Annotated in this window: 20 protein-coding genes; 12 read left to right on the top strand and 8 right to left on the bottom strand. The window is 71.1% G+C overall.

Annotation, left to right across the window (positions count from 1 at the left end; genetic code table 11):
* Positions 1 to 28: 28 nt before the first annotated feature.
* Positions 29 to 1114, bottom strand: coding sequence for a DUF4190 domain-containing protein (locus ACTWJ9_RS11735; protein WP_279334206.1), 1086 nt, complete (start codon positions 1112 to 1114; stop codon positions 29 to 31).
* 524 nt (positions 1115 to 1638) lie between these two features.
* On the opposite strand from ACTWJ9_RS11735, the gene ACTWJ9_RS11730 reads away from it, so the two are divergent.
* Together ACTWJ9_RS11730 and ACTWJ9_RS11725 are read left to right on the top strand one after the other, a co-directional pair.
* On the top strand, positions 1639 to 1935 hold the full coding sequence (locus ACTWJ9_RS11730; RefSeq protein ID WP_279334205.1) for a hypothetical protein: 297 nt from the start codon (positions 1639 to 1641) through the stop codon (positions 1933 to 1935).
* 31 nt (positions 1936 to 1966) lie between these two features.
* Complete coding sequence (locus ACTWJ9_RS11725; protein ID WP_443295670.1) at positions 1967 to 3658, top strand: N-acetylmuramoyl-L-alanine amidase; 1692 nt, start codon at positions 1967 to 1969, stop codon at positions 3656 to 3658.
* A 176-nt stretch (positions 3659 to 3834) separates the two neighbouring features.
* Here ACTWJ9_RS11725 and ACTWJ9_RS11720 read toward each other — a convergent pair whose 3' ends face one another.
* Both ACTWJ9_RS11720 and ACTWJ9_RS11715 read right to left on the bottom strand, forming a co-directional pair.
* Positions 3835 to 4257 (bottom strand): SCO4983 family protein, encoded by a 423-nt coding sequence (locus ACTWJ9_RS11720; protein ID WP_387041082.1) that lies wholly within the window; start codon positions 4255 to 4257, stop codon positions 3835 to 3837.
* A 110-nt stretch (positions 4258 to 4367) separates the two neighbouring features.
* Positions 4368 to 5579: a pyridoxal phosphate-dependent aminotransferase gene (locus ACTWJ9_RS11715; RefSeq protein WP_279334202.1), complete on the bottom strand. Its 1212-nt coding sequence runs from the start codon at positions 5577 to 5579 to the stop codon at positions 4368 to 4370.
* A gap of 122 nt (positions 5580 to 5701) precedes the next feature.
* On the opposite strand from ACTWJ9_RS11715, the gene ACTWJ9_RS11710 reads away from it, so the two are divergent.
* Both ACTWJ9_RS11710 and ACTWJ9_RS11705 read left to right on the top strand, forming a co-directional pair.
* Positions 5702 to 6523: a hypothetical protein gene (locus ACTWJ9_RS11710; protein ID WP_443295669.1), complete on the top strand. Its 822-nt coding sequence runs from the start codon at positions 5702 to 5704 to the stop codon at positions 6521 to 6523.
* A 149-nt stretch (positions 6524 to 6672) separates the two neighbouring features.
* Positions 6673 to 7641, top strand: a complete 969-nt coding sequence (locus ACTWJ9_RS11705) for a S1 family peptidase (RefSeq protein ID WP_279334200.1) — start codon at positions 6673 to 6675, stop codon at positions 7639 to 7641.
* 22 nt (positions 7642 to 7663) lie between these two features.
* Here ACTWJ9_RS11705 and ACTWJ9_RS11700 read toward each other — a convergent pair whose 3' ends face one another.
* Positions 7664 to 9274, bottom strand: coding sequence for an N-acyl-D-amino-acid deacylase family protein (locus ACTWJ9_RS11700; protein ID WP_279334199.1), 1611 nt, complete (start codon positions 9272 to 9274; stop codon positions 7664 to 7666).
* Positions 9275 to 9286: 12 nt separating this feature from the next.
* A complete protein-coding gene (locus ACTWJ9_RS11695) occupies positions 9287 to 10564 on the bottom strand; it encodes an amino acid deaminase (protein WP_279334198.1) in 1278 nt (425 codons plus the stop codon).
* A 192-nt stretch (positions 10565 to 10756) separates the two neighbouring features.
* On the opposite strand from ACTWJ9_RS11695, the gene ACTWJ9_RS11690 reads away from it, so the two are divergent.
* The 5 genes from ACTWJ9_RS11690 to ACTWJ9_RS11670 all read left to right on the top strand — a co-directional run bounded on the left by ACTWJ9_RS11690 (position 10757) and on the right by ACTWJ9_RS11670 (position 15688).
* On the top strand, positions 10757 to 11857 hold the full coding sequence (locus tag ACTWJ9_RS11690) for a sugar kinase (protein ID WP_279334197.1): 1101 nt from the start codon (positions 10757 to 10759) through the stop codon (positions 11855 to 11857).
* Complete coding sequence (locus ACTWJ9_RS11685; RefSeq protein ID WP_202276570.1) at positions 11854 to 12627, top strand: IclR family transcriptional regulator; 774 nt, start codon at positions 11854 to 11856, stop codon at positions 12625 to 12627. The genes ACTWJ9_RS11690 and ACTWJ9_RS11685 overlap by 4 nt, the downstream gene beginning before the upstream one ends.
* Positions 12624 to 13034, top strand: coding sequence for a RidA family protein (locus tag ACTWJ9_RS11680; protein WP_279334195.1), 411 nt, complete (start codon positions 12624 to 12626; stop codon positions 13032 to 13034). Before ACTWJ9_RS11685 ends, ACTWJ9_RS11680 begins: the two co-directional genes overlap by 4 nt.
* Positions 13035 to 13172: 138 nt before the next feature.
* Entirely contained in the window at positions 13173 to 14660 is a 1488-nt protein-coding gene (locus ACTWJ9_RS11675; RefSeq protein WP_279334194.1) for a GntP family permease, read from the top strand.
* Between the two features lie 167 nt (positions 14661 to 14827).
* The gene (locus tag ACTWJ9_RS11670; protein WP_341483684.1) at positions 14828 to 15688 is read left to right on the top strand and encodes a hypothetical protein; all 861 of its coding nucleotides are present in this window, start codon (positions 14828 to 14830) and stop codon (positions 15686 to 15688) included.
* Positions 15689 to 15746: 58 nt separating this feature from the next.
* On the opposite strand, the gene ACTWJ9_RS11665 is transcribed toward ACTWJ9_RS11670, so the two are convergent.
* Positions 15747 to 17084 (bottom strand): M14 family metallopeptidase, encoded by a 1338-nt coding sequence (locus ACTWJ9_RS11665; protein ID WP_387039745.1) that lies wholly within the window; start codon positions 17082 to 17084, stop codon positions 15747 to 15749.
* Positions 17085 to 17313: 229 nt separating this feature from the next.
* Between ACTWJ9_RS11665 and ACTWJ9_RS11660 the strand changes: the two genes are divergently transcribed.
* Entirely contained in the window at positions 17314 to 18651 is a 1338-nt protein-coding gene (locus tag ACTWJ9_RS11660) for an Nramp family divalent metal transporter (protein WP_279337939.1), read from the top strand.
* Positions 18652 to 18664: 13 nt separating this feature from the next.
* On the opposite strand, the gene ACTWJ9_RS11655 is transcribed toward ACTWJ9_RS11660, so the two are convergent.
* Both ACTWJ9_RS11655 and ACTWJ9_RS11650 read right to left on the bottom strand, forming a co-directional pair.
* Positions 18665 to 19933 (bottom strand): hypothetical protein, encoded by a 1269-nt coding sequence (locus tag ACTWJ9_RS11655; protein ID WP_443295667.1) that lies wholly within the window; start codon positions 19931 to 19933, stop codon positions 18665 to 18667.
* A gap of 72 nt (positions 19934 to 20005) precedes the next feature.
* Complete coding sequence (locus tag ACTWJ9_RS11650) at positions 20006 to 20515, bottom strand: SigE family RNA polymerase sigma factor (protein WP_279334191.1); 510 nt, start codon at positions 20513 to 20515, stop codon at positions 20006 to 20008.
* A 566-nt stretch (positions 20516 to 21081) separates the two neighbouring features.
* Here ACTWJ9_RS11650 and ACTWJ9_RS11645 point away from each other — a divergent pair.
* Both ACTWJ9_RS11645 and ACTWJ9_RS11640 read left to right on the top strand, forming a co-directional pair.
* Positions 21082 to 22647, top strand: coding sequence for an acyl CoA:acetate/3-ketoacid CoA transferase (locus tag ACTWJ9_RS11645; protein WP_279334190.1), 1566 nt, complete (start codon positions 21082 to 21084; stop codon positions 22645 to 22647).
* Positions 22637 to 23425, top strand: a complete 789-nt coding sequence (locus tag ACTWJ9_RS11640; protein ID WP_388703085.1) for an enoyl-CoA hydratase/isomerase family protein — start codon at positions 22637 to 22639, stop codon at positions 23423 to 23425. The genes ACTWJ9_RS11645 and ACTWJ9_RS11640 overlap by 11 nt, the downstream gene beginning before the upstream one ends.
* Positions 23426 to 23484: the final 59 nt, after the last annotated feature.

Below are 23484 nucleotides of genomic sequence, written 5' to 3'. Positions count from 1 at the left end.
GGGCGCAACGTCCCTGCTCACTGACGATTCAACTGCGATCCCTGCCGGCCCGGCGGACCCGATCGGCTGTGGAGGCGGCGGTGCGCTCGAGTTCCTGGGTCGGTTCGGACGTGGGCAGGGGGAGATCCAGCAGGCCGCGTATCCGGCGGTGGGGCTGTTCTCCGTCGTGCTGGTCGACGGACCGCAGATGGCTGAGGAAGGTGTCGGCGTCGGGTGCTTCGGCTGCCTGCTGCCAGAAGGGCAGTCCCGCTTCGAGTTCCGCCACGAGCCGGCCGGTGGGCGCTTCCGCGCCCGGAAGGTCGGCGTCCTTGAGCAGCCGGATGGTCTCGGCCTGCGCCTGGGCCATGTGTCCGGCCCAGGCGGTGGCGCCGGCGAGGTCCTGCTGCGGACTCTTCGCCGGGCGGAGTGCGCCGGCGGTGTTCAGCGGTTTCATCGCCGCGAGGAACTCCCGTTGGGCGGCGTCCAGATCGGAGGCGTTCCCGCGTACCGAGACGTCGAGTTCGGTGTTGTCCGGCCGGGCCACCCAGCACACCACGGTGCGCCGCCCGGCCGCCCATCCCTCCTCGTCGGGATGGAAGTAGTAGGTCTGCAGCCGTCCGAAGGCCAGCGGATCGAGCGCGTAGTCCGTGAAGAGCCTCGCGCACTGTGGCCAGGCGGTCGCCGCGATGCCGTCGAGCCCCGGGAAGTCACCCTCGGGGAGGGCGAAGGAGGCGTAGGCCTCCGCGCGGTGCGGCGTGTCGCAGGGGGTCAGTTCCACACTTCCGCCCAGCGGCGGCGTCCCCGGTTCCGTCAGCCCGCCACGCGGGGTGAAGCAGTCACCGGCGCGGATCGACTGGATCGTGGTCCAGCCCGGCTTTGTGACGTCGCCGCTGTCGCTGCGAGCGGGAAGTGTCCAGACCCTGAAGTCGACGACCGGGATGACGACGGCGGCGAGCAGGAGGATCGCTCCGGAGACGGAGACACCGGCGATCGCGAGGCCCTTGCCCCGCTGTCTCCGTCTGGGGATCTGCCACAGCGCGACGCAGCCGAGGACCAGCCCCAGGGGCGCGAGGCAGAGCAACGACGTCACCAGGGAGGCGATCGCCAGGCCGTTCAACGCCGGTGGCGCGGGCATGGGTGCCGGATGCCACTGCGGCCCAGGAGGGGGCCACGAGCCGGGCGGCTCGTGAGAATTCGGCGGAGGGGGGACCGACATTCGATTCCATCCTTTCTCGGACTGGGACTGCTGTGAGTCCTACCGCAGCCCGTTCAGCGCGTCAGCGGACGCCGATGCAGGTGTACGAACCCGAGGCAGAACCAAGCCGGAAGTGCAATAACCAGACCCCGCAGACGGCCTGCTGCCGGCGTATCAAGCCCGGAAGGCAGCCAGGTTCAGTAGCCCGCGAGCAGGTGAAAGGCCGGCTCGCGGGTGCGCGGGCGAATTATCGACCAACGGATCGAGGGTTCGTCAAGCCCAAGGACATTCAGGGAATTCACCCCACCGAAAAGCGGTCGATTCGCCCCTTTTGATCTCTCCGTCGCACGGTGCGCTCCGCGTGGTGTATAACCGCCCGGGTTCGACTTCAGTTGCATGCCGCATTGATCCGTCACATCGAGAACCGGGCCCTTTTCGTGTCATCGAAGGAATCCGCGGAATCCATGAAGTCCGTGGAGAGCGAAGAGCCGGAGAGCACGTCCGAGGGGCCGCACCACGCGGAAGCCGGGGCGGTGTGGGGGCGGATGCGGCGGCGGTCGGAGCCGAGACCACCGGTGCGCAGAACGGTGCGGGCAAGAACGCGAGCAAGGGCGCGAGCGGTGGCGCTCGCCCTCGGCGAGCAGGGCGGCCGGGCGGCGTGCACGCTCGCGGTCCGCAGCGGGCACGTCCAACGGGCCACTGCGATGGGTGTGTTCAGCCGTGCCACCGGTGTCGGCGAGCTCCCCGTCAACGACAACTGATCTTCACGTACAAGGTTCACAAGGGGTGGGCATGAGTCCAAGAGGAACCCGCGCGCGGCGTACGAGAACGTCGAAGCGCACGATCTGGCTGGCGGCCGGGGCTGTGGTCATCGCAGGTACCGGAGTGACGGCCGTGGCTGTGGGCGGAGGCTCCGAGGGCGGCGGCGGCGCCGACGAGGCCGCGCGTCCCGCGCAGGCCCATACGCTGGCGCTGACCGGCAAGGATCCGAAGAAGCGCGAACTGCCGCGCACAGACACACAGTTGTTCTCACTCGTCGGTGTCTCCTGGGAGGACAGCGCCGACGAGTTCGAGGGCACCGCGCAGATCCGTACCCGCGGTGCGGAGGACGGCGCGTGGACCGACTGGCGCGACCTCGACTTCGACATCCGGGCGCCCGAGACGCAGGAGGGTGACGCCACCGGTGTCCGGGGCGCGTCCGAGCCGCTGTGGGTGGGGCCGTCGGACGCCGTCGAGGCCCGTGTCGTGGCCGGCGGCAAGGAGACCGCCGTGCCGGACGCGCTGCGGCTGGACATGATCGACCCGGGCGAGACGAAGGGCGGCAAGGGCAAGGGCAAGGGGAAGGGGGAAACCGGCAAGGGACAGGAGAACGGCAAGGGCAACGGGAACGAGAACGGCAAGGGCAACGGCAAGGGCAACGGCAAGACGCCCGCCGAGCCCGGCGACTCCGGCACCGCCGCCCCGGACCCGTCGCAGTCCGGCGGGGAAACTGAGCCGAGCAGCGCCCCGGAGCAGTCGGCCGGGCCGTCCTCGGAGCCGACCGCGGAGCCCGGCAGTCCGAGCGAGGAGCCGACGGCGCCGGAGCCCTCCGAGGAGCCGACGCAGGACCCGACACAGGAACCGACGGCCGAACCGAGCGCTCCCGTCCCGAGCGAGGAGCCGACCGCGGAGCCCGGCGGCCCGAGCGAGGAGCCGACGGCGCCGGAGCCCTCCGAGGAGCCGACGCAGGACCCGACACAGGAACCGACGGCCGAACCGAGCGCCCCCGCTCCGAGCGAGGAGCCGACGGAGGAGCCCACCGCCGACCCGACCACCGAGCCCACGGCGGAGCCGAGCGCCCAGCCGGACCCGGCCGAGTCGACGACGCCGGCCGCTCCCGCCGCACCGGCGGTCGTCAGTCGCGCCGACTGGGGTGCGGACGAGTCGCTCGTCGCCGACCCGTCGGACTACCTGGACAAGGTCGACGCGGTCTTCGTGCACCACACGGCCGGTACGAACAGCTACGAGTGCGCTGATTCACCGGCCATCATCCGGGGGATCCTCACGTACCACGTGAAGAGCAACGGCTGGAACGACATCGGCTACAACTTCTTCGTCGACAAGTGCGGAACGGTCTTCGAGGGCCGCGCGGGCGGCACCGACAAGCCGGTCCGGGGCGCTCACACGTACGGCTTCAACGGCTCCTCGGCCGGTGTCTCGCTGCTCGGCGACTACGAGAACGGCGGCACGCCGACGGCCGCGGCCAAGCAGGCGATCGCCGACATCTCCGCCTGGAAGCTCGGCCTGCACGGCGTCGACCCGGAGGCGAAGGTGACCCTCACCGCCGCGGCTGACACCAGGGTCTGGAAGAACGGTGAGAAGGCCACGCTGAACACCGTCTCCGGCCACCGCGACGGCTTCGGCACGCTCTGCCCGGGTGTCGCGCTCTACTCGGCGCTGCCGGAGATCCGCCGCACGGCGGGCGCGTCGGAGTACGCGGGCTGAGAGGGCGGACGCGGACCGACCCGCGTACGTGAGCCGATCCCGCGGGGAAGCGCCGACGGGGCACCCCGGGCGGGTTGCCCGGGGTGCCCCGTCGGGGGTGCGCGGTGCGTGGCGCCCGGTCCGTGCGTCGCTGCGGGTGCACACGGACCGGGGCCGTCTGGGGGAGCCCGGTGGGCTCAGCGGGGCGCGAGTTCGAGCGGCTCGAGGGCCGCGGCGTGCGCGTCCATCCGTTCGGCGGCCAGGATCGCGGCCACCGTGTCGGCGCGGGAGGCGGCGACGACCAGGGCGCGGCCCGCGCGGGCGTGCGCCTGTCGGTGCAGGGCCGTGGCGTTCGCCTGGCGGCCCCTCGTGGTCGCCGACGCGCGGGCCGGCTTGCGTCCTCCCCGCAAACGGGTCACCTGCTCGGCGAGCCGCTCGGCCGCGGTGTCCAGATCGGCCGAGGGCGCCGCGACGCGCAGTTCGTCGGTGACGGCGAGCAGCGCGGCGAGATGACCTCCGAGCTGGATGTCCAGCTCTTCCTCGCGGGAGCGGTGGGGGAAGTCGTGGGGGGTGCCGGCCATCGTGCGGTGGACCGACTTACTGCGGATCGGTTCGTACATGGATGGCCTCCTGGGGGCTGACAGGAAGCCATCCTAGCTTAGATTTCGTCTAAAGTTGAGTTGCTCACAAGATCGGACAGATGAGACACGCAGGGTGAGGGCGCGCCCCGTCAGAGCTGGCCGTAGCCGTCCAGGAAGCGGGCGATCCGGCCCACCGCGTCCCGCAGGTCGTCGGTCGACGGCAGGGTCACCACCCGGAAGTGGTCGGGCTCCGGCCAGTTGAAGCCGGTGCCGTGCACGACCATGATCTTCTCGCTGCGCAGCAGGTCCAGGACCATCCGCCGGTCGTCCCTGATCTTGAAGACGTCCGGGTCGAGGCGCGGGAAGAGGTACAGCGCCCCCTTCGGCTTCACGCAGGTCACGCCCGGGATCTGGGTCAGCAGTTCGTACGCCACATCCCGCTGCTCGCGCAGCCGGCCGCCCGGCAGCACCAGGTCGTTGATCGTCTGGCGCCCGCTGAGCGCGGCGACCACCCCGTGCTGGCCCGGCATGTTCGCGCACAGGCGCATGTTCGCCAGGATCGTCAGGCCCTCGATGTAGGAGTCGGCGTGCGCGCGGGGCCCGGAGATCGACATCCAGCCCACCCGGTAGCCGGCCACCCGGTACGCCTTCGACATGCCGTTGAAGGTGAGGGTGAGCAGGTCGGGGGCGACGGAGGCGGTGGGGACGTGGACGGCGTCGTCGTAGAGGATCTTGTCGTAGATCTCGTCCGAGCAGACCAGCAGGTTGTGGCGGCGGGCGATGTCGGTCAGGCCCTTGACCATCGCCTCGTCGTACACCGCGCCGGTCGGGTTGTTCGGGTTGATGATCACGATCGCCTTGGTGCGGTCGGTGACCTTGCGTTCGATGTCGGCGAGGTCCGGCATCCAGTCGGACTGCTCGTCGCAGCGGTAGTGCACCGCCGTGCCGCCGGAGAGCGAGACGGCGGCCGTCCACAGGGGGTAGTCGGGCGCGGGGACCAGCACCTCGTCGCCGTCGTCCAGCAGTGCCTGCATCGCCATCACGATCAGCTCGGAGACGCCGTTGCCGATGAAGACGTGCTCGACGTCGGTCTCGATGCCGAGGGTCTGGTGGTGCATGACGACCGCGCGGCGCGCGGCCAGCAGCCCCTTCGCGTCGCCGTAGCCGTGCGCCGACGAGACGTTGCGCAGGACGTCCTCGAGGATCTCGGGCGGGCACTCGAAGCCGAACGCGGCCGGGTTGCCGGTGTTCAGCTTGAGGATGCGGTGACCGGCGGCTTCCAACCGCATCGCCTCCTCGAGCACCGGGCCCCGGATCTCGTAACAGACGTTGGCGAGCTTGGTCGACTGGATCACCTGCATGCTGGGAGCTTACGACTCGGTAATGCCCCGCGCCGCGCCATCCGCCACGTGAGACGGATCGATTCGGGGGTTATGTCCGCCCGCTGTCCCCGCGATCGCCCGCTTCCCTACAATCCGCCGCCATGTCCCAGTTTCCTCACGAGGCCCAAGGGGGGCACGACGTTCAGGAACCCCAGGTTCCGCCGAACGTGTACCTTCCTCCGGCCACCCCGCCCCCGGCGTACGACGCGTACGCCGATCCGGCGACCGCCCACGGCTGGCAGAACGCGTACGACGAGACTCGCGAACTGCCGCCGGTGATCGGCGATCCACCCCGGCCCGGTGTGGTGCCGGGGCCCGGTCCCGCCCCGGGGTCGGGACCGGGGGACGGCGAGGAGCGTGCGGCCGCCGACGGGTCCGGTGCCGAGGGAGCCCGCCGGGGTGCGGGCCGGCACGCCCGCCGCCTCCCCGGCTCCGGTTCGGGCTCCGGCTCCCGGGGTTCGCGTCGGGTCGTGGTGGCCTCCGGTGCGTTGGGAGCGGTGGCGGTGGCGGCGCTGATCGCCGGGTTCTCCCTCTCGGGGTCCTCGCCGGGGTCCTCGCCGGGCGGCTCTCCGGGGGGTTCTCCGGGCGCGGAGGACGGCACCCGTCCGGCGGCGGAGGACTCCGTGCCCGCCGACCCGCCCGCCACGAGTGCGGCCCCCTCCGACGGCCCGTCGCCCGGTGGGGAATCCGCCGGTGAGGGCTCCGCCGGTGAGGGCTCCCGTGCCCCCGGTGCCGGTGTCTCCGGCGGGGAGGGGCGGGCGGACGACGTGCCGTCCGGGCCGTCGGCCGGTGCCTCCACCACCTCCACACCGACCCTCCCCACGCCGACCGCCTCCCCCTCCGCCGGTCCGGGAGACCCTGGCTCGGACAATTCCCGTGACCATCCCGGATGGGGTCGGGGAGGTCCGAAGGGACCCAAGTAGGCGCGGGGGCAGGCTGGGTGGCCCCGCGAACCTACTGGTCGGAAACAAGGCCTTGCCCCCTCGGCGCGGACGTGCTGAAAATGCACATGACAATTCTGCGGGTGGCCGGAGGAATCCGGGCCACCTCCGTCGCAAGAGGGGACCCCCACATGAGAAAACCTCTCGTCGTCGCGCTCTGCGCCCTGGCCCTGGCCGCGGCCGGCGCGACGCCCGCGGTCGCGGCCGCGCCCACCCCCACGGGCGCGGACACGGCAGCGGGCACCGGCGCGGGCGCGGGTTCGACCGCGGTGCCGGACCCTGTCGGCGGCGTGGTCGGCGGCGTCGTCTCCACCGTGACGGACGCCGCGTCGGAGGCCGTGGCCGGACTCACCGCACCGCGGGCCGGAGCGGTGAACCTCGCGGGCACCGTCTCGCTCAGCAACTGCTCCGGCTCCGTCGTCCGCATGCCCGACTCGGCGGCCGACGACCCCGCGCTCGTCCTCACCAACGGCCACTGCCTGGAGAGCGGCTTCCCCGGGGCCGGCGAGGTGCTCGTCGACCGGGCGTCCGGCCGCAGCTTCGGACTGCTGAACGCCTCCGGCGCCAAGGTCACCACCCTGCGCGCCGACCGGCTGGTCTACGCGACGATGACCGACACCGACGCGGCGGTCTACCGCCTCGGCACCACCTACGCGCAGATCAAGAGCGCGTACGGCATCGAGGCGCTCACGCTCGCCGACACCCGCCCGGCAGCCGGTACGGCCGTCAGCGTGCCCTCCGGATACTGGAAGCGGATCTACGCCTGCGCCGTCGACGGGTTCGCCCACCGGCTGAAGGAGGCGGGCTGGACCTTCAAGGACTCGGTCCGTTACACCCCCGCCTGCAACACCATCGGCGGCACCTCCGGCTCGCCGGTCGTCGACGACGCCACCGGCAAGGTGGTCGCCGTCAACAACACCGGCAACACGGACGGCGGGCGCTGCACGATGAACAACCCGTGCGAGGTCGACGAGAACGGTGCCGTCACGGTCCGCCGGGGCATCAACTACGCCCAGCAGACCCACCCGTTCACCGCCTGCTTCGGCCTGGACAGCAAGCTCGACCTGTACGCGAGCGGCTGCACCCTGCCCAAGCCGTGACACACCCGGCGCGGGCGGGCGGTCAGCGGGGGGACCTGCGGACCGACCGCCCCGCCAGGACGTCGGTGCGCCGCCCGTCCTCCATCACGAACCGCCCGTCGACCAGCACGTACGGGATGCCCACGGGGAGCGCCCGGGGCTGCTCGAAGGTGGAGCCCGCGGCCACCGTCCGCGGGTCGAACAGCACCAGGTCGGCCCGGTACCCCTCGCGGACCAGTCCGCGGTCCGCGAGCCGCAGCCGGGCGGCCGGCCGGGAGGTCAGGTGCGCGACGCACTCCTCCAGCGACAGCACGCCCAACTCCCGCACGTACCGCCCGAGATACTGCGGGAACGTGCCGTACGCGCGCGGGTGCGGCTTGGCGCCCTGGAGGATGCCGTCCGAGCCGCCGGTGTGCACCCGGTGCCGCATGATCGCCCGCACGTTCTCCTCGTGGCCGACGTGCTGCAGGATCGACGGGGCCAGCCTGTCCTTGAGCAGCAGCTCACGCGCGAGGGCCCACGGGCTCTGACCGCGCAGCGCGGCCGACTCCCGCACCGTGCGGCCCACGTACTCGCCGAGCGCGGGATCCCCCACCCCGGAGATCTCGATGGTGTCCCACTCGATGGGCACCCCGTGGCAGCCGTCCGAGCCGGTCACCTCCAGGTGGTGCCGGATCCGCTCGGCCGTCCCGTCGTCCGCGAGCCGCCTGAGCGTCTCCTTGGGGCCGCCCTCGCTCGCCCAGCCCGGCAGCATCGCGACGAGGGTGGTGCAGCCCGGCGTGTACGGGTACGTGTCGAGGCTGATGTCGGCGCCGGCGGCCAGCGCCTCGTCCAGCAGGGCCAGCAGCTCGGGCGCCCTGCCCTTGTTCACGCCGAAGTTCATCGTCGCGTGCGCCAGGTGCAGCGCGCAGCCCGCCTCCCGGGTGAGCGCCACCATCTCCGCGTACGCCTCGAGGGCGCCCGCGCCGTAGGAGCGGTGGTGCGGGCAGTAGTAGCCGCCGTACCGCGCCACCACCCGGCACAGCTCGGTGAGTTCGGCCTCCTCGGCGTACATGCCGGGCGTGTACGTCAGCCCCGAGGACATGCCGACCGCGCCCTGCTCCAGGCCCTCCGCGACCAACTGCCGCATCCGGTCCAGCTCCCGGGGCGTCGCCTCCCGGTCCTCCCAGCCGACGGCGAGCGCGCGGACCGTGCCCTGCGGGATCAGGTACGCGGCGTTGACCGCGATGCCCGCGTCGAGCCGGTCCAGGTACTCGCCCACCGAACGCCAGTCGAAGTCGATGTCGTCCCCGCCGCCGTTCCAGCCGGCGATGGCCGAACGCACCTCGCCGAGCGTGCGGTCGTCGACCGGCGCGTACGACAGGCCGTCCTGGCCCAGTACCTCGAGGGTGACGCCCTGCGCCGCCTTGGCGCTGTGGTCGGGGTCGCGCAGCAGCGCCAGATCGCTGTGCGCGTGCATGTCGATGAAGCCGGGGGCCAGGACCAGGCCCTCGGCGTCCAGTTCGCGGCGGGCCTTCGGGCGCTGACAGCCCGCTGCCGCCGCCTCCTTCACGATCGAGACGATCCGGCCGCCGTCGACGACCACGTCCGCGCGGTAGGAGAGGTCGCCGGAGCCGTCCACGACGTCGGCGTCCCGGATGACGAGTTCTTCCATGCCCCGGCCCTCCTAGAAGAACGTACGGATGTAGTCGACCACCGTGCCGTCCGGCTCCGTCACGGGAATGAGTACCCACTTGTCGAACGACGTGCACGGGTGCGACAGTCCGAGCCCCAGCCAGTCGCCGACCTCCAGGTCGGCCTCCGGGGTGGTGCGCAGCCAGGCGTGCTGGTCGGAGAGGGAGACCACCGAGACACCGGTCGCCGGGCGCTCGGCGCCGTCCCGGCGGACCACCTGGGCGAACGGCAGGTCGAGGTCGTAGGCCGCGTCCCGCTTGCCGGCGTTGGCGAAGGCCTGGTCGGCGGACGGGCGGGACACGATCTGCGTCCACAGCCGGAACGCCGGCTCCAGCGCGCCCTCCTCCGGCACCCGGTTGAACGGCGTCACCGCGCTGTAGTGCCCGTCGTCGTGCGAGACATACGCGCCCGAGCGCAGCAACTTCAGTACGGGGGCGGAGAGTTCGGGGATCTCGGCGAAGACGTCGGCCACCGCGTCGAACCAGGCGCTGCCGCCCGCGCTCACCACGATCCCGTCCAGGCCCGCGAACCGGCCCGCCTTGTCGAAGTCCACCGCCAGGGCCACCAGCCGCCGCAGCCACGCCCGCACCCGCTCCGGGTCGGCGTCCGGCACCTCGCCCTCGTACCCGGCGACCCCGGCCAGCCGCAGTCTGCGGGCGCCCGCCACCGCGTCGGCGACGGCGGCGCACTCCGCCTCCGTGCGCACCCCGGTCCGGGCGCCCTCACCGGCGGCCAGCTCGATCACCACGTCCACCGGGCGGTCGGACCCGGCCAGGGCGGCGTCCATCAGCTCCACACCGCGCACGGAGTCGACGTAGCAGACGAAGCGGAAGTCCGGGTCGGCGTCCAGCTCGCCGGAGACCCAGCGCAGGGCCGCCGCGTCCACCACCTCGTTGGCCAGGAAGATCCGCCGGACGCCGAACGCCCGCGCCACCCGCGCCTGGTGCGGCACCGCGAGCGTGATGCCCCAGGCGCCGTGCTCGATCTGGCGCCGGAAGAGCTGCGGGGCCATGGAGGTCTTGCCGTGCGGGGCGAAGGCGAGGCCGTGCCGGGCCGCGTACGTCTCCATCAGCCTCAGGTTGTGCTCCAGGCGCTCGGCGGACAGCGCGAGCACCGGGGTGGTGAAACCGCCGGTGAACAGGTTGCGGCGCTGGGCGGCCAGCTCGCCGACGGTCAGCCCGGCGGCGTCCGGCGGGAGGCCCTTGAAACGGTGGTCGACGTGTTCCTCGGTGAGGTGCCGGTAGCTGTCGGAGCCGGGGTCGAGGACCATCAGAACCTCCCTGATCTGGTGTGTTGCACTATCTGCAACACCCATTGCGTATGTCGCTTACGGCTGTCTAACATCTCGGCCACGCGGGGTCAACGGAAACGCGTCTCCACGGCCACCGCAACCGACCCCGCCGCCGGCCCCACCGCCCGGCCCACCGCGCCCGACCCCGCCACGCCGAGGAGCCCCGCCATCGTGACCGCCACCGGACCCCGCACCGCCCCCGACGTCGTGGAGGTCGTCGACGTCGTCGCGCTGGGCGAGTCCATGGTGACGTTCCTGCCCTCCCGGCCGGGCCCCCTCGCCGACGTCCCCTCCTTCGACCGGGGGATCGGCGGCGCGGAGTCCAACGTGGCGTGCGTGCTCGCGGCGGCGGGGCACTCCGCACGGTGGATCAGCAGGGTCGGCGACGACGGGTTCGGCGACCACCTCGTCGAGACGATCGGTGGATACGGGGTCGACGTGTCGCACGTCCGCCGCGACCCGGCCCGCCCGACCGGCATCTACTTCCGCACGGCGGGCGACCGGTCGACGGACGCCCACGAGGTCGCGTACTACCGGGCGGGCTCGGCGGCGTCCGCGATGTCGCCGTCCGGCGTGGACCTGGACGCGGTGCGCGCCGCCCGCGTCCTGCACCTGTCCGGCATCACACCGGCGCTCTCCGCCGACTGCCTGGACCTGATGCGGGTGCTGACCGCTCCCCACCCCGACCGTCCCCTGATCTCCTTCGACGTCAACCACCGCCCGGCCCTGTGGCGCGACGGTCACGGCCCGGAGGTCCTGCTGGAACTGGCGCGCGGGGCGGACATCGTCTTCGTCGGCGACGACGAGGCCCGCCAGGCGTGGGGGCTGCACGGTGCCCGCGCGGTACGGGACGCGCTGCCCGAACCGGAGATCGTGGTCGTCAAGCAGGGCAAGGGCGGAGCGGTCGCCTTCGGCAAGGACACCGACGGCCTCCCGTGCGACGACGCGGACGGCACCGCGACCTTCGTGCGCGCCCTGGACGTCGCCGTCGTCGCCGCCGTCGGCGCCGGCGACGCCTTCGCCGCGGGCTTCCTCTCCGCGACCCTCCGGGACCTCCCCGTACGGGACCGCCTCCGCCACGGCCACCTCACCGCCGCAGCCGCCCTCACCGTCCCCGGCGACCTCGCCCCTCCCCCCGCCCGCGCCCACGCCGACCGCCTCGCCGCCCTCGACGACACCGCGTGGGGGAGACTGCGACTCGGCCCCGGCTGGACACGAGCCGAAGAACCCGAAGAACACAGAGGGCCCGAGAAGGAGGCACGCACCCCATGAGCCAGACCGTCGACCGTGCGCTGAGCATCCTGCCGCTGCTCGCCGAGGGCCCCGCCGACCTCGGGCAGGTCGCCGACCGCCTGGGCGTGCACAAGTCCACGGCGCTGCGGCTGCTGCGCACCCTGCACGAGCACGGACTCGTCTACCGCCAGTCCGACCAGCGCTACCGGCTCGGCGCCCGCCTCTTCGCCCTCGCCCAGGAGGCGATGGAGAACCTCGACGTCCGGGAGATCGCCCACCCCCACCTCGCCCGCCTCAACGAGCGGTGCGGCCACACCGTGCACCTCGCCGTGTACGAGGAGAACGAGGTCCTCTACATCGACAAGGTGGAGAGCCGCTACCCGGTGCGCATGTACTCGCGGATCGGCAAGCCCGTCGCGATCACCGTCGCCGCCGTGGCCAAGCTGCTCCTCGCCGACCTGCCCGAGCCCGAGCGCCGCGCCCTCGCGGAGCAGCTCGACTACCCCATGTACACGTCCCGTTCGACACCCAACCCGACCGCTTTCCTGCGGGAGTTGGAGAAGGTGCGCGAACAGGGCTGGGCCACCGACCTCGGCGGCCACGAGGAGTCCATCAACTGCGTCGCCGCGCCGATCCGCGGCGCCGACGGCCGGGTGATCGCCGCGATGTCGGTCTCCGCGCCGAACGTCGTCGTCACCGCCGACGAACTCCTCACCCTGCTCCCGCTGGTCCGCCGCACCGCGGACGCGATCAGCGGCGAGTACTCCGGCAGGACACCCGTGCAACGATCCGACAGGGAAACCGCATGACCGACAAGATCGCGCTCACCCCGAAGACCCACACCGCCCCGCCCGCGAAGTTCTCCCACGGGGTGCGCAAGGGCAACATCCTCCAGGTCGCCGGACAGGTCGGGTTCCTCCCCGCCGAGGAGGGCAAGGCACCCACGCCCGCCGGTCCCACCCTGCGCGAGCAGACCCTCCAGACCCTCGCCAACGTCCAGGCGATCCTCGAAGAGGGCGGCGCGACCTGGGACGACGCGATGATGATCCGCGTCTACCTCACCGACGTGGACCACTTCGCCGAGATGAACCAGATCTACAACACCTACTTCGAGGAGCAGGGCCTCACCCAGCCGCCCGCCGCGCGCACGACCGTCTACGTCGGCCTGCCCGCGGGGCTCCTCATCGAGATCGACGCACTGGCCGTACTGGGCTGACGCGCGCCCCCCTTCCGCTCGGCCTCCCCCCACATCTCCTCACCTCTTTGCCACGGCACGGCGTCCGCCACCCCCGGGACGCCGTGCCGCGGTCCCCCATGCCCGAAAGCTCCGTGTGCTCAAGCAGAGGACCCCCGAATGTCCCCACCGTCCCTTTCGCTCGCCGCCGGCGCCGCGGCCGAGGCACCCCCGCACACCGGAGGGCTGCTCCTGCTGATCGACGGCACCGCCGGTCTGCTGACCGTCGCCGCCATCGGCATCGCGCTGCTCCTCTTCCTGATCATCAAGGCGCGGGTGCAGCCCTTCGTCGCGCTGCTCGGCGTCTCCATAGCCGTCGGCCTGATGGCCGGTCTGTCGGTCACCGAACTCTTCGGCACGGTCCAGCGTTCGGACGCGGTGTCCACCATCGAGTCCGGGATGGGCGGCATCCTCGGCCATGTCGCGATCATCATCGGCCTGGGCACCATGCTCGGCGCGATCCTCGAGGTCAGCGGCGGCGCCGAGGTACTGGCCTCACGGCTGCTCGGCGTGTTCGGCGAGAAGCGGGCCCCGCTCGCCATGGGCCTCACCGGCCTGATCTTCGGTGTCCCGGTCTTCTTCGACGTCGGCATCTTCGTCCTCGCGCCGATCGTGTACGCCGCCGCCAAGCGCTCCGGCAAGTCGATCCTGCTCTACTGCCTGCCGCTGCTCGCGGGCCTCTCCGTCACCCACGCCTTCCTGCCCCCGCACCCCGGCCCGGTGGCCGCCGCCGGACTGCTCGGCGTCGACCTCGGCTGGGTCATCCTCATGGGCGTCGTCACCGGCATCCCCGCCGTCATCGCCGCCTGGGTCTACTCCGCCTGGATCGGCAGGCGGATCTTCGTCGCCGTACCGCAGGACATGGTCGAGGCCGCCGAGGAGTCCAGGCAGGCCGTCATCGACGAGCAGCGTGCCTCGGGCGTCGAGCCGCGCGAGACGCCGGTGCCGCTCGGCACAGTCCTCGGCATCATCGGTACGCCGCTCCTGCTGATCCTCGCCGCGACCTTCTCCTCGATCGCCCTGGAGGAGTCGACGCTGCGCTCGGTCGTCGAGTTCTTCGGCCACCCCTTCGTCGCGCTGACCATCGCCCTGTTCATGGCGTACTACCTGCTCGGCATCCGGCGCGGCTGGTCCCGCAAGTCCCTGGAGACCGTCTCGACGTCCTCGCTGAAGCCGGTCGGCAACATCCTGCTGGTCGTCGGTGCCGGCGGGGTCTTCGGCGCGGTCCTCAAGGGGAGCGGGGTGGCCCAGGCGCTGTCCGACACGTTCAACGACGTCGGGCTGCCGGTGATCGTCCTGTCGTACCTGATCTCCGTGGTGCTCCGGGTCGCGCAGGGTTCGGCGACGGTGGCGATCGTCACGACGGCGGGCATCGTGGCCCCGCTGCTGTCCGAGGGGGACTACTCCCAGGCGTTCGTGGCCCTCGTCATCATGGCCATCTCGGCGGGCTCCATCTTCGCCTCGCACGTCAACGACGGCGGGTTCTGGATGGTCGCCAAGTACTTCGGCATCAGCGAGCGGGACACCCTGAAGACGTGGACGGTGCTGGAGAGCGTCCTGTCGGTGGCCGGCTTCGTGGTGGCGGCGGCGCTCAGCCTGGCCGTCTGACTCCCCGCTGGACCCGGCCCGTTGAACTCGGCCCGCTGAATCCGGCCCGCGGACCCTGTCGGATCATCGTCCAATTGGTACGAACGGTGGCTCCCAGGTAGGCGTCTGATAACGAAAACAGGGGCTGGCTGTGTTCCGCACAGGATCGTCGACCATACTCCTCCGGTGTGGAGCAGCGCATAGGTTCGAGCAGCCAGCCCCTGGAAGGCGCCGGATTCGACCCGGCCTTCATCCCCGGGCTCACCGCCCCCGCGTCCGACCGCAAGGCGGACGTGAAGGAGGAGGTGGAGCCGGAGGACTCGAAGGCGGCGTCGGAGCAGGCGGACGCGGACACGGCGGCGGAGTCCGAGGAGAAGACCTCACCGGAGAAGCCCGAGGCCGCCGACGCCTCGGACGCCTCCGGTGCTTCGGACGCCTCCGACGGGTCCGACCGGTCCGACGCCCCTGACGCCTCCGACGCTTCCGAGGAGGAGCCCGCCCCCGACGGCCCGGTCTTCGAGGCGTCCGACCGCCGCGCCAGGATCGTCGCCGACCACAGCGGTGTACGGCTCAGACTGGACGACCAGGAGTGCGAGTTCCGCTGGGACGAGATCGGCGCGGTGGAGACGGAGACCGCGCGCTTCGGCAAGCGGTACACGGTCACCGTCCACACCACGGAGAGGCGCTGGTACCCGCTGGAGATCGAGGCCGGGTCCCGAAGCCGCTTCGCCGAGTGGGACACGGAGCTGGACGCGGTCCTGGACGCCTACTTCGACGACGAGGCCGCCGAGCCGGAGACGCCCGACGCGGACGCGTCTGACGCGGGCGCCGACGTGGACGCGTCCGACGACGCGGACCAGCCCGGGTCGGAGGCCGAGAAGGGCAAGTCCGCGCCGGATGCCGAGGCCGGGGAGTCCACGTCGGAGGCCGGCCTGGACGAGCCCGAGCCGAGCGCCGACGTGAACGAGCCCGAGCCGGATGCCGACAAGGGCAAGCCCAAGCCCAAGTCCCAGTCCGAGCCCAAGTCCGATACCGCCCCCGTGGAGTAGGCGCCACGCCTACTCCACGGCGGGCGGCGCCGCTCCGCGGCACCGAGGTCAGGCCGCGCTAGCGGCAGTACTGTGCCTCCTTGCCGATGGAGCGGTACATGCAGTCAGCGTTCTCCAGGAGGTGCAGGACGGCGTCCCGGTTGCGGGACGTCTCCCGCTCGATGACCTCGTCGGGCGGGTAGAAACCGCCGCCCGACGAGGACCTCGGATACATCTCGAAGGTGTAGCCGAAGATCTTGTGCGTGCCCCACAGGTAGTCGTCGATCGACCCGTCCGTGATGTACAGATCGCTGGACTGCTGCGGTGTGTAGCCGTTGCTTGCGGCCATCTTCTGACCGACCGTCCGGAAGGCGGCCTGGTCGTCGGCCGTCATTCCGGTCGTGGTGTCGGAGTAGGTGTAGCCGAACGGCCACAGCACCAGTTCGCTGTAGGTGTGGAAGTCGACGCCGGCCTTGATCTGCTGCACCCCGCCCACGACCCGGCTGCGCACGAAGTCGGCGACCACCTTCACCTCGGGCGCGGACTCGGGGGCCGAACCCCGGTAGGTGTCGGAGGACTTGGAGCCGGAGGAACCGCCGCAGCAGCCCCAGCGGTAGTCCCAGTTGCGGTTCAGGTCGGTGCCGACGTACGACGAACCGGAGTTGGGCTGCCGGTTCTTGCGCCAGGAGCGGTAGGAGCCGGTGGCGATGTCGTACTCGCCGCCGTCCGGGTTGAGATCCGGGATGATCCAGATCTCCCGGCCGTCGACCATGTCGGTGATCCGCGAGTCGCTGCCGTACCCCGCGCCGAGTTCGCGCAGCAGGTACAGCGCCATCTCCACGGTCAGGTGCTCACGCGCGTGCTGGTGGTGGGTGAACAGGACCTCGGGCTCGTTCTCGTCCGCCGTCACGTTGTCGCTGATCTTGATGGCGACGATGTCCCGGCCCTGGTAGGAGCGGCCGATCACCCGCTTGCTCATGATGTCCGGGTACGCCGACAGCCGCTGGTCGATCTCCGCGTTCATCTCGGCGTAGTTGTGGTAGCGGGAGTCGGCCGAGGGGAAGTCGAACAGCCGCAGACCGTCGGCGGCGGTCGAGCGGTCGGGAGCGGAGCCCAACGGCGTGACCTCGTACCCCTTGTGGCGCAGGGTGCGGATCTGGTCCGCACGGCCGGAGACGACCACCGTCTCCTCGTCGGCCTCGTCCACGGTGACCCCGGCCCGCTGGATCTCCGTACGGGTCACGGGAGTCGTGCGCAGGTGGATCTCGTACTGGCGGATGTCGTCGGACGAGGCCGCCGCCGGCTTCGCGCTGTCGGCGTCGGCCTGGGTGGCCGTCATCGACACGGGAGCGGCGAGGGCGAGGGCGAGGAGTGCGGCGAGCACGGCGGAGCGTCTGCCGCGTGTGCGAAGTCGCATGAAGACTCCTTGTGGGAGGTGGGGTTGTCCATGGCGACGTGCCTAACGCGCTGTGCGGTGTGCGGTGTCGCAATCCTGCGCGCGTGACATGATCAGGTCAATACCGTCATGTCGGTCGACCGCTCAGCCGTTCAGCCACTCGGGCGTTCGGCCACCCGACCAGGTGCATCCGGTGAAGATCCCCGCACGCCCCCTTGTCCGACCGGCCTTCATCGGCTTTCTTGCCTTCATGGCGGACACCACGGGAAGCACGGGAAACATCCAGGGCACCGGGGCGCCACTCCACGGCCCGGGCCCCCAGCCCCGCAAGTCCAGTTGGCGTCACATCGGCCCCGGCATCGTCGTCGCCGCGACCGGGGTGGGCGCCGGCGACCTGGTCGCCACCCTCATCGCCGGCAGCAGCTTCGGCTACACCCTCCTGTGGGCGGCGGTGATCGGCTGCCTGGTGAAGATCTCCCTCGCCGAGGCCGCGGGCCGCTGGCATCTGGCCACCGGCCGCACCCTGTTCGACGGCTGGGTGAGCCTGGGCCGTTGGACGACGTACTTCTTCGGCGTCTACGTCGTCATCTGGGGCTTCGTCTACGGCGCGGCGGCGATGTCGTCGAGCGCCCTGCCCCTGCAGGCCCTCTTCCCGGGCGTGATGGACCTCGAGTGGTGGGGCATCGCCTGCGCCCTGGTGGGCCTGGCCTTCGTCTGGTTCAACCGGTACGCGGTCTTCGAGAAGGTCATGACGGTCCTGGTGGGCGTCATGTTCGTGGTGACGGTCTACCTGGCGGCCAGGGTGGTCCCGAACCTGGGCGACGCCTTCGCCGGACTGCTCCCGGTCCTGCCCGACGCGGACGACTCGGTCCTCTACACCCTCGGCCTGATCGGCGGCGTCGGCGGCACGATCACGCTGGCCGCGTACGGTTACTGGATCAACGCCAAGGGCTGGACCGACTCCGGCTGGATGAGGGTGATGCGGCTGGACAACCGCGTCGCGTACCTCACCACCGGCATCTTCGTGGTCGCGATGCTCGTCGTCGGCGCCGAACTCCTGAACTCCGCCGGTGTCGCGATCGCCGGCGGCGACAAGGGCCTGATCCAGCTGAGCGACATCCTGGAGGACAAGTACGGCGCCACGACGGCCAGGTTCTTCCTGATCGGCTTCTTCGCCACCTCGTTCACCTCACTGATCGGCGTGTGGCACGGGGTGAGCCTGATGTTCGCCGACTTCGTGACGCGCGGCCGGAAGAAGGCGAAGCCGTCGACGGGCGAGGCCATCGCCTCAGGTCGCCCGGAGAGGTCCTGGCCGTTCCGCGCCTACCTGCTGTGGCTGACCTTCCCGCCCATGATCCTCCTCTTCGAAGGCCAGCCGTTCCGCCTGATCATCATCTACGGCGTCCTCGGCGCCGCCTTCATGCCCTTCCTCGCCCTCACCCTGGTCTGGCTCCTCAACTCCGCCCGCACCCCCCGCGAATGGCGCAACGGTCCCCTCAGCAACACCATGCTCGCCATCGCGGGCCTCCTCTTCCTGCTCCTGTGCGTCAAACAGATCTGGGACCAGCCCTGGGCGGAGTTCTTCTAGCGGTCGGGGCAGGTCAGTTCAGGTCGTCCCACCGCGGGCTGAGGGCGATCGCCCGGAGTTCCTTCATGCTCAACGCGGGGGTGTCGCGTGTGGCGTCCTCGTGCTGAGCACCGGTGTTGAAGGCGCTGACCACCACGCGCCTGCCGTCGGCCCGCATGGTGTCGACGGTCCACATGACGACCCCGGCGGAGCGCTCATCACCCGGCCCCTGCCGGGTGGCGACCATCGTGCCGTCGTCCAGCGTCTCGGCGGAGCCGTAGAGCTGGTGGGCGACATCGGACATGTCGGGCTGGACGTTGACCTGGACGAAGCTCTTCCCCTTGCCGTCGTCGAGGACGAGATAGGCGTACCCCGACCCCTGGCCGCCCTTCGACACCACCTCGACACGGTCGGGGACGAGTTCGGCGAACATCTCCCGGAGCGCCGGGTCGTCGGCGTGCGGCGGCGGTGCGCTCGATTCCGCGGACGGAGTCTCGGCCCCCTCCGGAACGGCGCCGATGGCGGCCCGCCACTGCGGAGCCGTGGCGATCTCCTCGAGCTGCGAGGCGGACAGCGGGGGCGCGGGCCGACTGATGGGCGCGTCCTTCTCGGCGGCCGAGTTCCACTCGCTCACGCTGATCTGCTGCCCCTGGGGCGTGACGAGCACGGCGATCCACCTCCTGGTGTCCACCCGCCGGTCCGGATACTCGTACCCCTTGAGCACCATGAACTTCGACCCGTCCGTCAGAGTGCTGGTGTCGCAACTGTCGTGCGGGATGAGGATCTTGTCCGGGCATCGGGTGGCCTCATGGGCCTGGGGGCTTCCCGGCCCGACGAGGGAGAGGGAGACGCCGACGACGGCGGGCCCCTTGCCGTCGTCGTACACGACTTGGGCGAACGGCCCGCCGACCGAGTCGGCCCCGCGCCCCTGCTCCCCGCTGAACTCCCCGTCGGGGAGGAGCCCCTTCAGTGTGCGGATGAGTTCCTCACCGGAGACGGGTGCCGGAGTGTCCTGGGCGTCGGCGGTGACCTCCGCTCCCGAGGCTGCCGAGGCTGCCGACGTCCGCCCGTCCTCCCCGCCGCTGCCCCCGCCCGGCAGGAGGAGCACCCCGCCCACTCCCACGAGCGCGATCCCGGCCGCACCCCCGAGGACGGCGGCCCGCCGCCGCACCCGCATCCGCCTTCCCCGGACCCGCCCCCCGTCGGTGAGGGCGCCCCGGTCGGCCTCGAAGGCGTTGCCGGTGTCGTGCAGAGCGGAGGAGAGCCGCTCCTCGAAGGGATCGCTGTGCTGGTCTACGGACATGACGAACCACCGCTTCCGTGAGGTGAGCTGAGGTGAACAAGAAGAAGTGAGGAGGGGACTGCCTGCAGCCGGTCAGGACCGGGCGTACTCACCGAGCTCCTCGCCGAGCAGTTCCCGCAGCCGGGCCAGGGCGCGCACACTGCGCGTCCGCACCGCCGCCGAGCTGACGTTCATCGCCTTGGCGGTCTCCTGGACCGAGCGGTCCTCCCAGTACCGCAGGACGATCACCGCGCGGTCCTTCGCGGGCAGCCGGGCGAGGGCGTCCAGCAGGGTGAGCCGCAGGGACGGGTCGGCGTCGGTGCCCGGCAGGTCGGGCAACGCGGCGGTCGAGCGCTCGGTACTGCTGCGCCGCCGCCGGTGGGCGAGGAACGCGCGGGTGAGGACCGTCTGCGCGTAGCCGGCGGGGTTGCCCACTCGGGAGACCCGCCCCCAGCGCGCGTACACCCGCCCGAGGGTCTCCTGGACGAGGTCCTCGGCGAGGTGCGTGTCCCCGGCCGTGAGCAGACACGCGGACCGGTACAGATGCCCGGCCCGCGCCGCCGCGAACTCCCCGTAGTCGCCCCCGCCACCGTCCTGCACCATCCGCGCCTCTCCCTCGGCTCACCCCACGGCTCTCACCTCATTGATGCGCCGGACCCGGGAAAATGTTTCACCTGGTGGTGAGAGCGGCACCGTGGGAGGTGCCGGGGTGCACGAGTCGGCGGACCTGGTGGCCCCGCCCTGCGAGCGGTGAGCGAACTGACCGAGGTGGCCCGTCAGTTCACGAAGGTGGCGGTATTCGTACGGGGCCGCCCCGCCCAGCGCGGGCGTGAGGTCGTACGGCAGTCCACCTGCCCCTGCGCCCCCGCCGTCGAGGTGCCCCGCCCCTCGGGGCAGGTCGCTGAAAAGCGTGAGCACTTGGCGGCCGGCTGTCACGGAAGCGCTCAGAAGAGCGGCATCCGGACAGTGGCAGCCAAGTGCTCACGCTTTCGGGAGGGGCACCGCCCCCTCCCGCATCGCCGGGCAACTGTCGGCGAAAGGCCCAGGTGGTCAAGGATTGAGTGCTCTGAATGAAATTATGTTCCTCCTTGGAACGCCATTCCAGCCATGCTACTTTGTGTGCACTTCCGGCCAAAGGTCGGCGGGAGGGAAGAGGGCAGGTGGCTTCAGTGAAGGACGTCGCAGTGGGTGGCGTGTCGATCAGCGCAGCCGCGGCAGTGCGTGAGATCACCGATGGCGCGACGCTCGCGATCTCGGGAGGCGGGGGCGGGGTGCTCGAGCCGGATGCGTTGATCATGGCTCTGGCGGCCCGCTTCGAGGCTGAGGGGAGCCCGCGCGATCTGACGATCGTGCACAGCGTGGGTGTGGGCGACAAGGCGCTGCGAGGCATGAGCCACCTGGCCAAGCCCGGTCTGGTCGCCAAGTTCATCGGTGGCCACATGGGCAACAGCCCCGCCGTCGGCAAGATGATCCGTGACAACCAGGTCGAGGCCTACAACCTCCCGCTCGGTGTGCTGAGCCAGCTCTTCCGCGACACCGCTGCGGGCCGGCCCGGGCTGCTGACCAGGACCGGCCTCGGCACGTTCGTCGATCCGCGGCTCGGCGGAGGCAGCCTGAACTCGATCTCCAAGGACAGCCTCGTCGAGGTGATGGAGATCGACGGGCAGGAGTACCTCTTCTACCGGGCGATCCCCATCGACTTCGCCTTCGTGCGAGGAAGCCGGGCCGACGTCCTGGGCAACGTGGTGTACGACGACGAACCGTCGTACCTCGACACGCTGGAGATCAGCATGGCCGGCTACCGGGGCGGCGCGACCCGTCCCGGTCCGGGGCGTACCTTCGTGCAGGTCAAGGAGGTCGCGTCCGAGCGCTTCCATCCCAAGCGCGTGCACATCCCCGGGGCGCTCGTCGGCGCGGTCGTGGAGTACCCGGAGCAGTGGCAGACCTATGTGGCGGAGCGCAACGACGCCTTCGCCGGTGATGTGCGCATCGACGAGTTCCCCGAGCTGCCGCACGGGTGGCGGCGGATCATCGCCGAGCGGGCGGCCCGCTTCGTCCAGCCGGGCGACGTGGTGAACCTCGGTGTCGGGGTGCCCGACGGCGTGGCGTCCGTGCTGCAGGAGACCGGCATGAGCGAGCAGATCACGATGACGAACGAGCACGGGGTCATCGGCGGGGTCACGTCGCTCGGCATGACGTTCGGCGCGTCGAGCAACTACGACGCCCTGCTGACGATGACGAACATCATCGACCTGTACCAGGGCGGCATGCTCGACGTCACCTTCCTGGGCTTCGCGCAGGCCGACCGGCACGGCAACGTCAACGTATCGCTCTACAACGGCGAGGTGATGGGGGCCGGCGGGTTCATCGACATCGCCCAGAACGCCCGTCGCGTGGTCTTCTGCGGCTCGTTGACCGCCGCCGGATTCAAGCCCGACATCGGCGACGGAACGCTGGGCATCGCCCGCGAAGGCTCCGTCGACAAGTTCGTCCGTGACGTCGACCAGATCACCTTCAGCGGCGAGCAGGCGGTCAAACGGGGACAGGACGTGCACCTCGTCACCGAACGCGCCGTCTTCCAGCTGACTTCGCAGGGCTGGGCCCTGCGCGAGGTCGCACCCGGTGTCGACGTACAGGCCGACGTACTGGACCACTGCCCCTTCACCCCTGTGCTCGACGACGTGTCGCCCATGGCGGCCGAGCTTTTCACCCGAAAGGACAGCCGTGAAGTCTGAGACCGACGGACCGATCCGGATCCTCACCCTTGATCGACCGGGAAAGCTCAACGCCATGAACAGCGAGGCGTGGACGGACCTGCTGCGTGAGCTGCGCACGGCCGAGGACGACCCGTCGATCCGTGTGCTGTTGCTCCGCTCGCAAGGGCGTGCCTTCTGCGCGGGCAACGACATCAAGGAGACGAACGCCTTCACCACGAGGGCGCAGACACGTGCCTACTTCCTGGACCTGATGGTTCCGACGATCACGGCGATGGCCGGCAGCAGGCTGCCGATCGTGGCGGAGGTCCAGGGCATGGCGCTCGGCGCCGGCATGGAACTCCTCCAGTTCTGCGACGTCGTCGTCGCCAGTGACGCCGCTGTCTTCCGCCTTCCGGAAACGAGCATCGGCCTGTGGGCCACCGTCTTCCTGGGGTCGGCCAGCTACACGACCAGCCGACGTATGACGCAGTACCTGGCGCTGACGGGCGAACCCGTCAGCGCACGGGAAGCCCTCGAGGCGGGTCTCATCACTCGCGTCGTCGCGCCGGACGATCTGCAGCGCGTGGGCGGGGAGGTCGCCGCCAGGATCGCGCGCAACGCCCCGCGGGCCACCGCGTTGAGCAAGAAGTTCGCCAACCACACGATGCTGACCGAGTCGCTGCCGGTGGTCCGTGAGGCGCTCTCCGTGCTCATCGACGAGACGTTCAGCGGGCAGGAAGGCATGGAGGGCGTGGCCTCGTTCCTGGAGAAGCGCGCCCCCGTCTTCGCCGACATCACGAACGTGCACGGGCGGTGAGACGGTTGTCCGGGTTTCCACGGGTGCGTGCGGTCCGTCGTCCGGCCGCCGAGGGTGCT

The organism is Streptomyces sp. GDS52 (assembly GCF_052246875.1).
Classification (GTDB): Bacteria; Actinomycetota; Actinomycetes; order Streptomycetales; family Streptomycetaceae; genus Streptomyces; species Streptomyces cathayae.
This window is presented reverse-complemented; position numbering and strand designations above follow the sequence as displayed.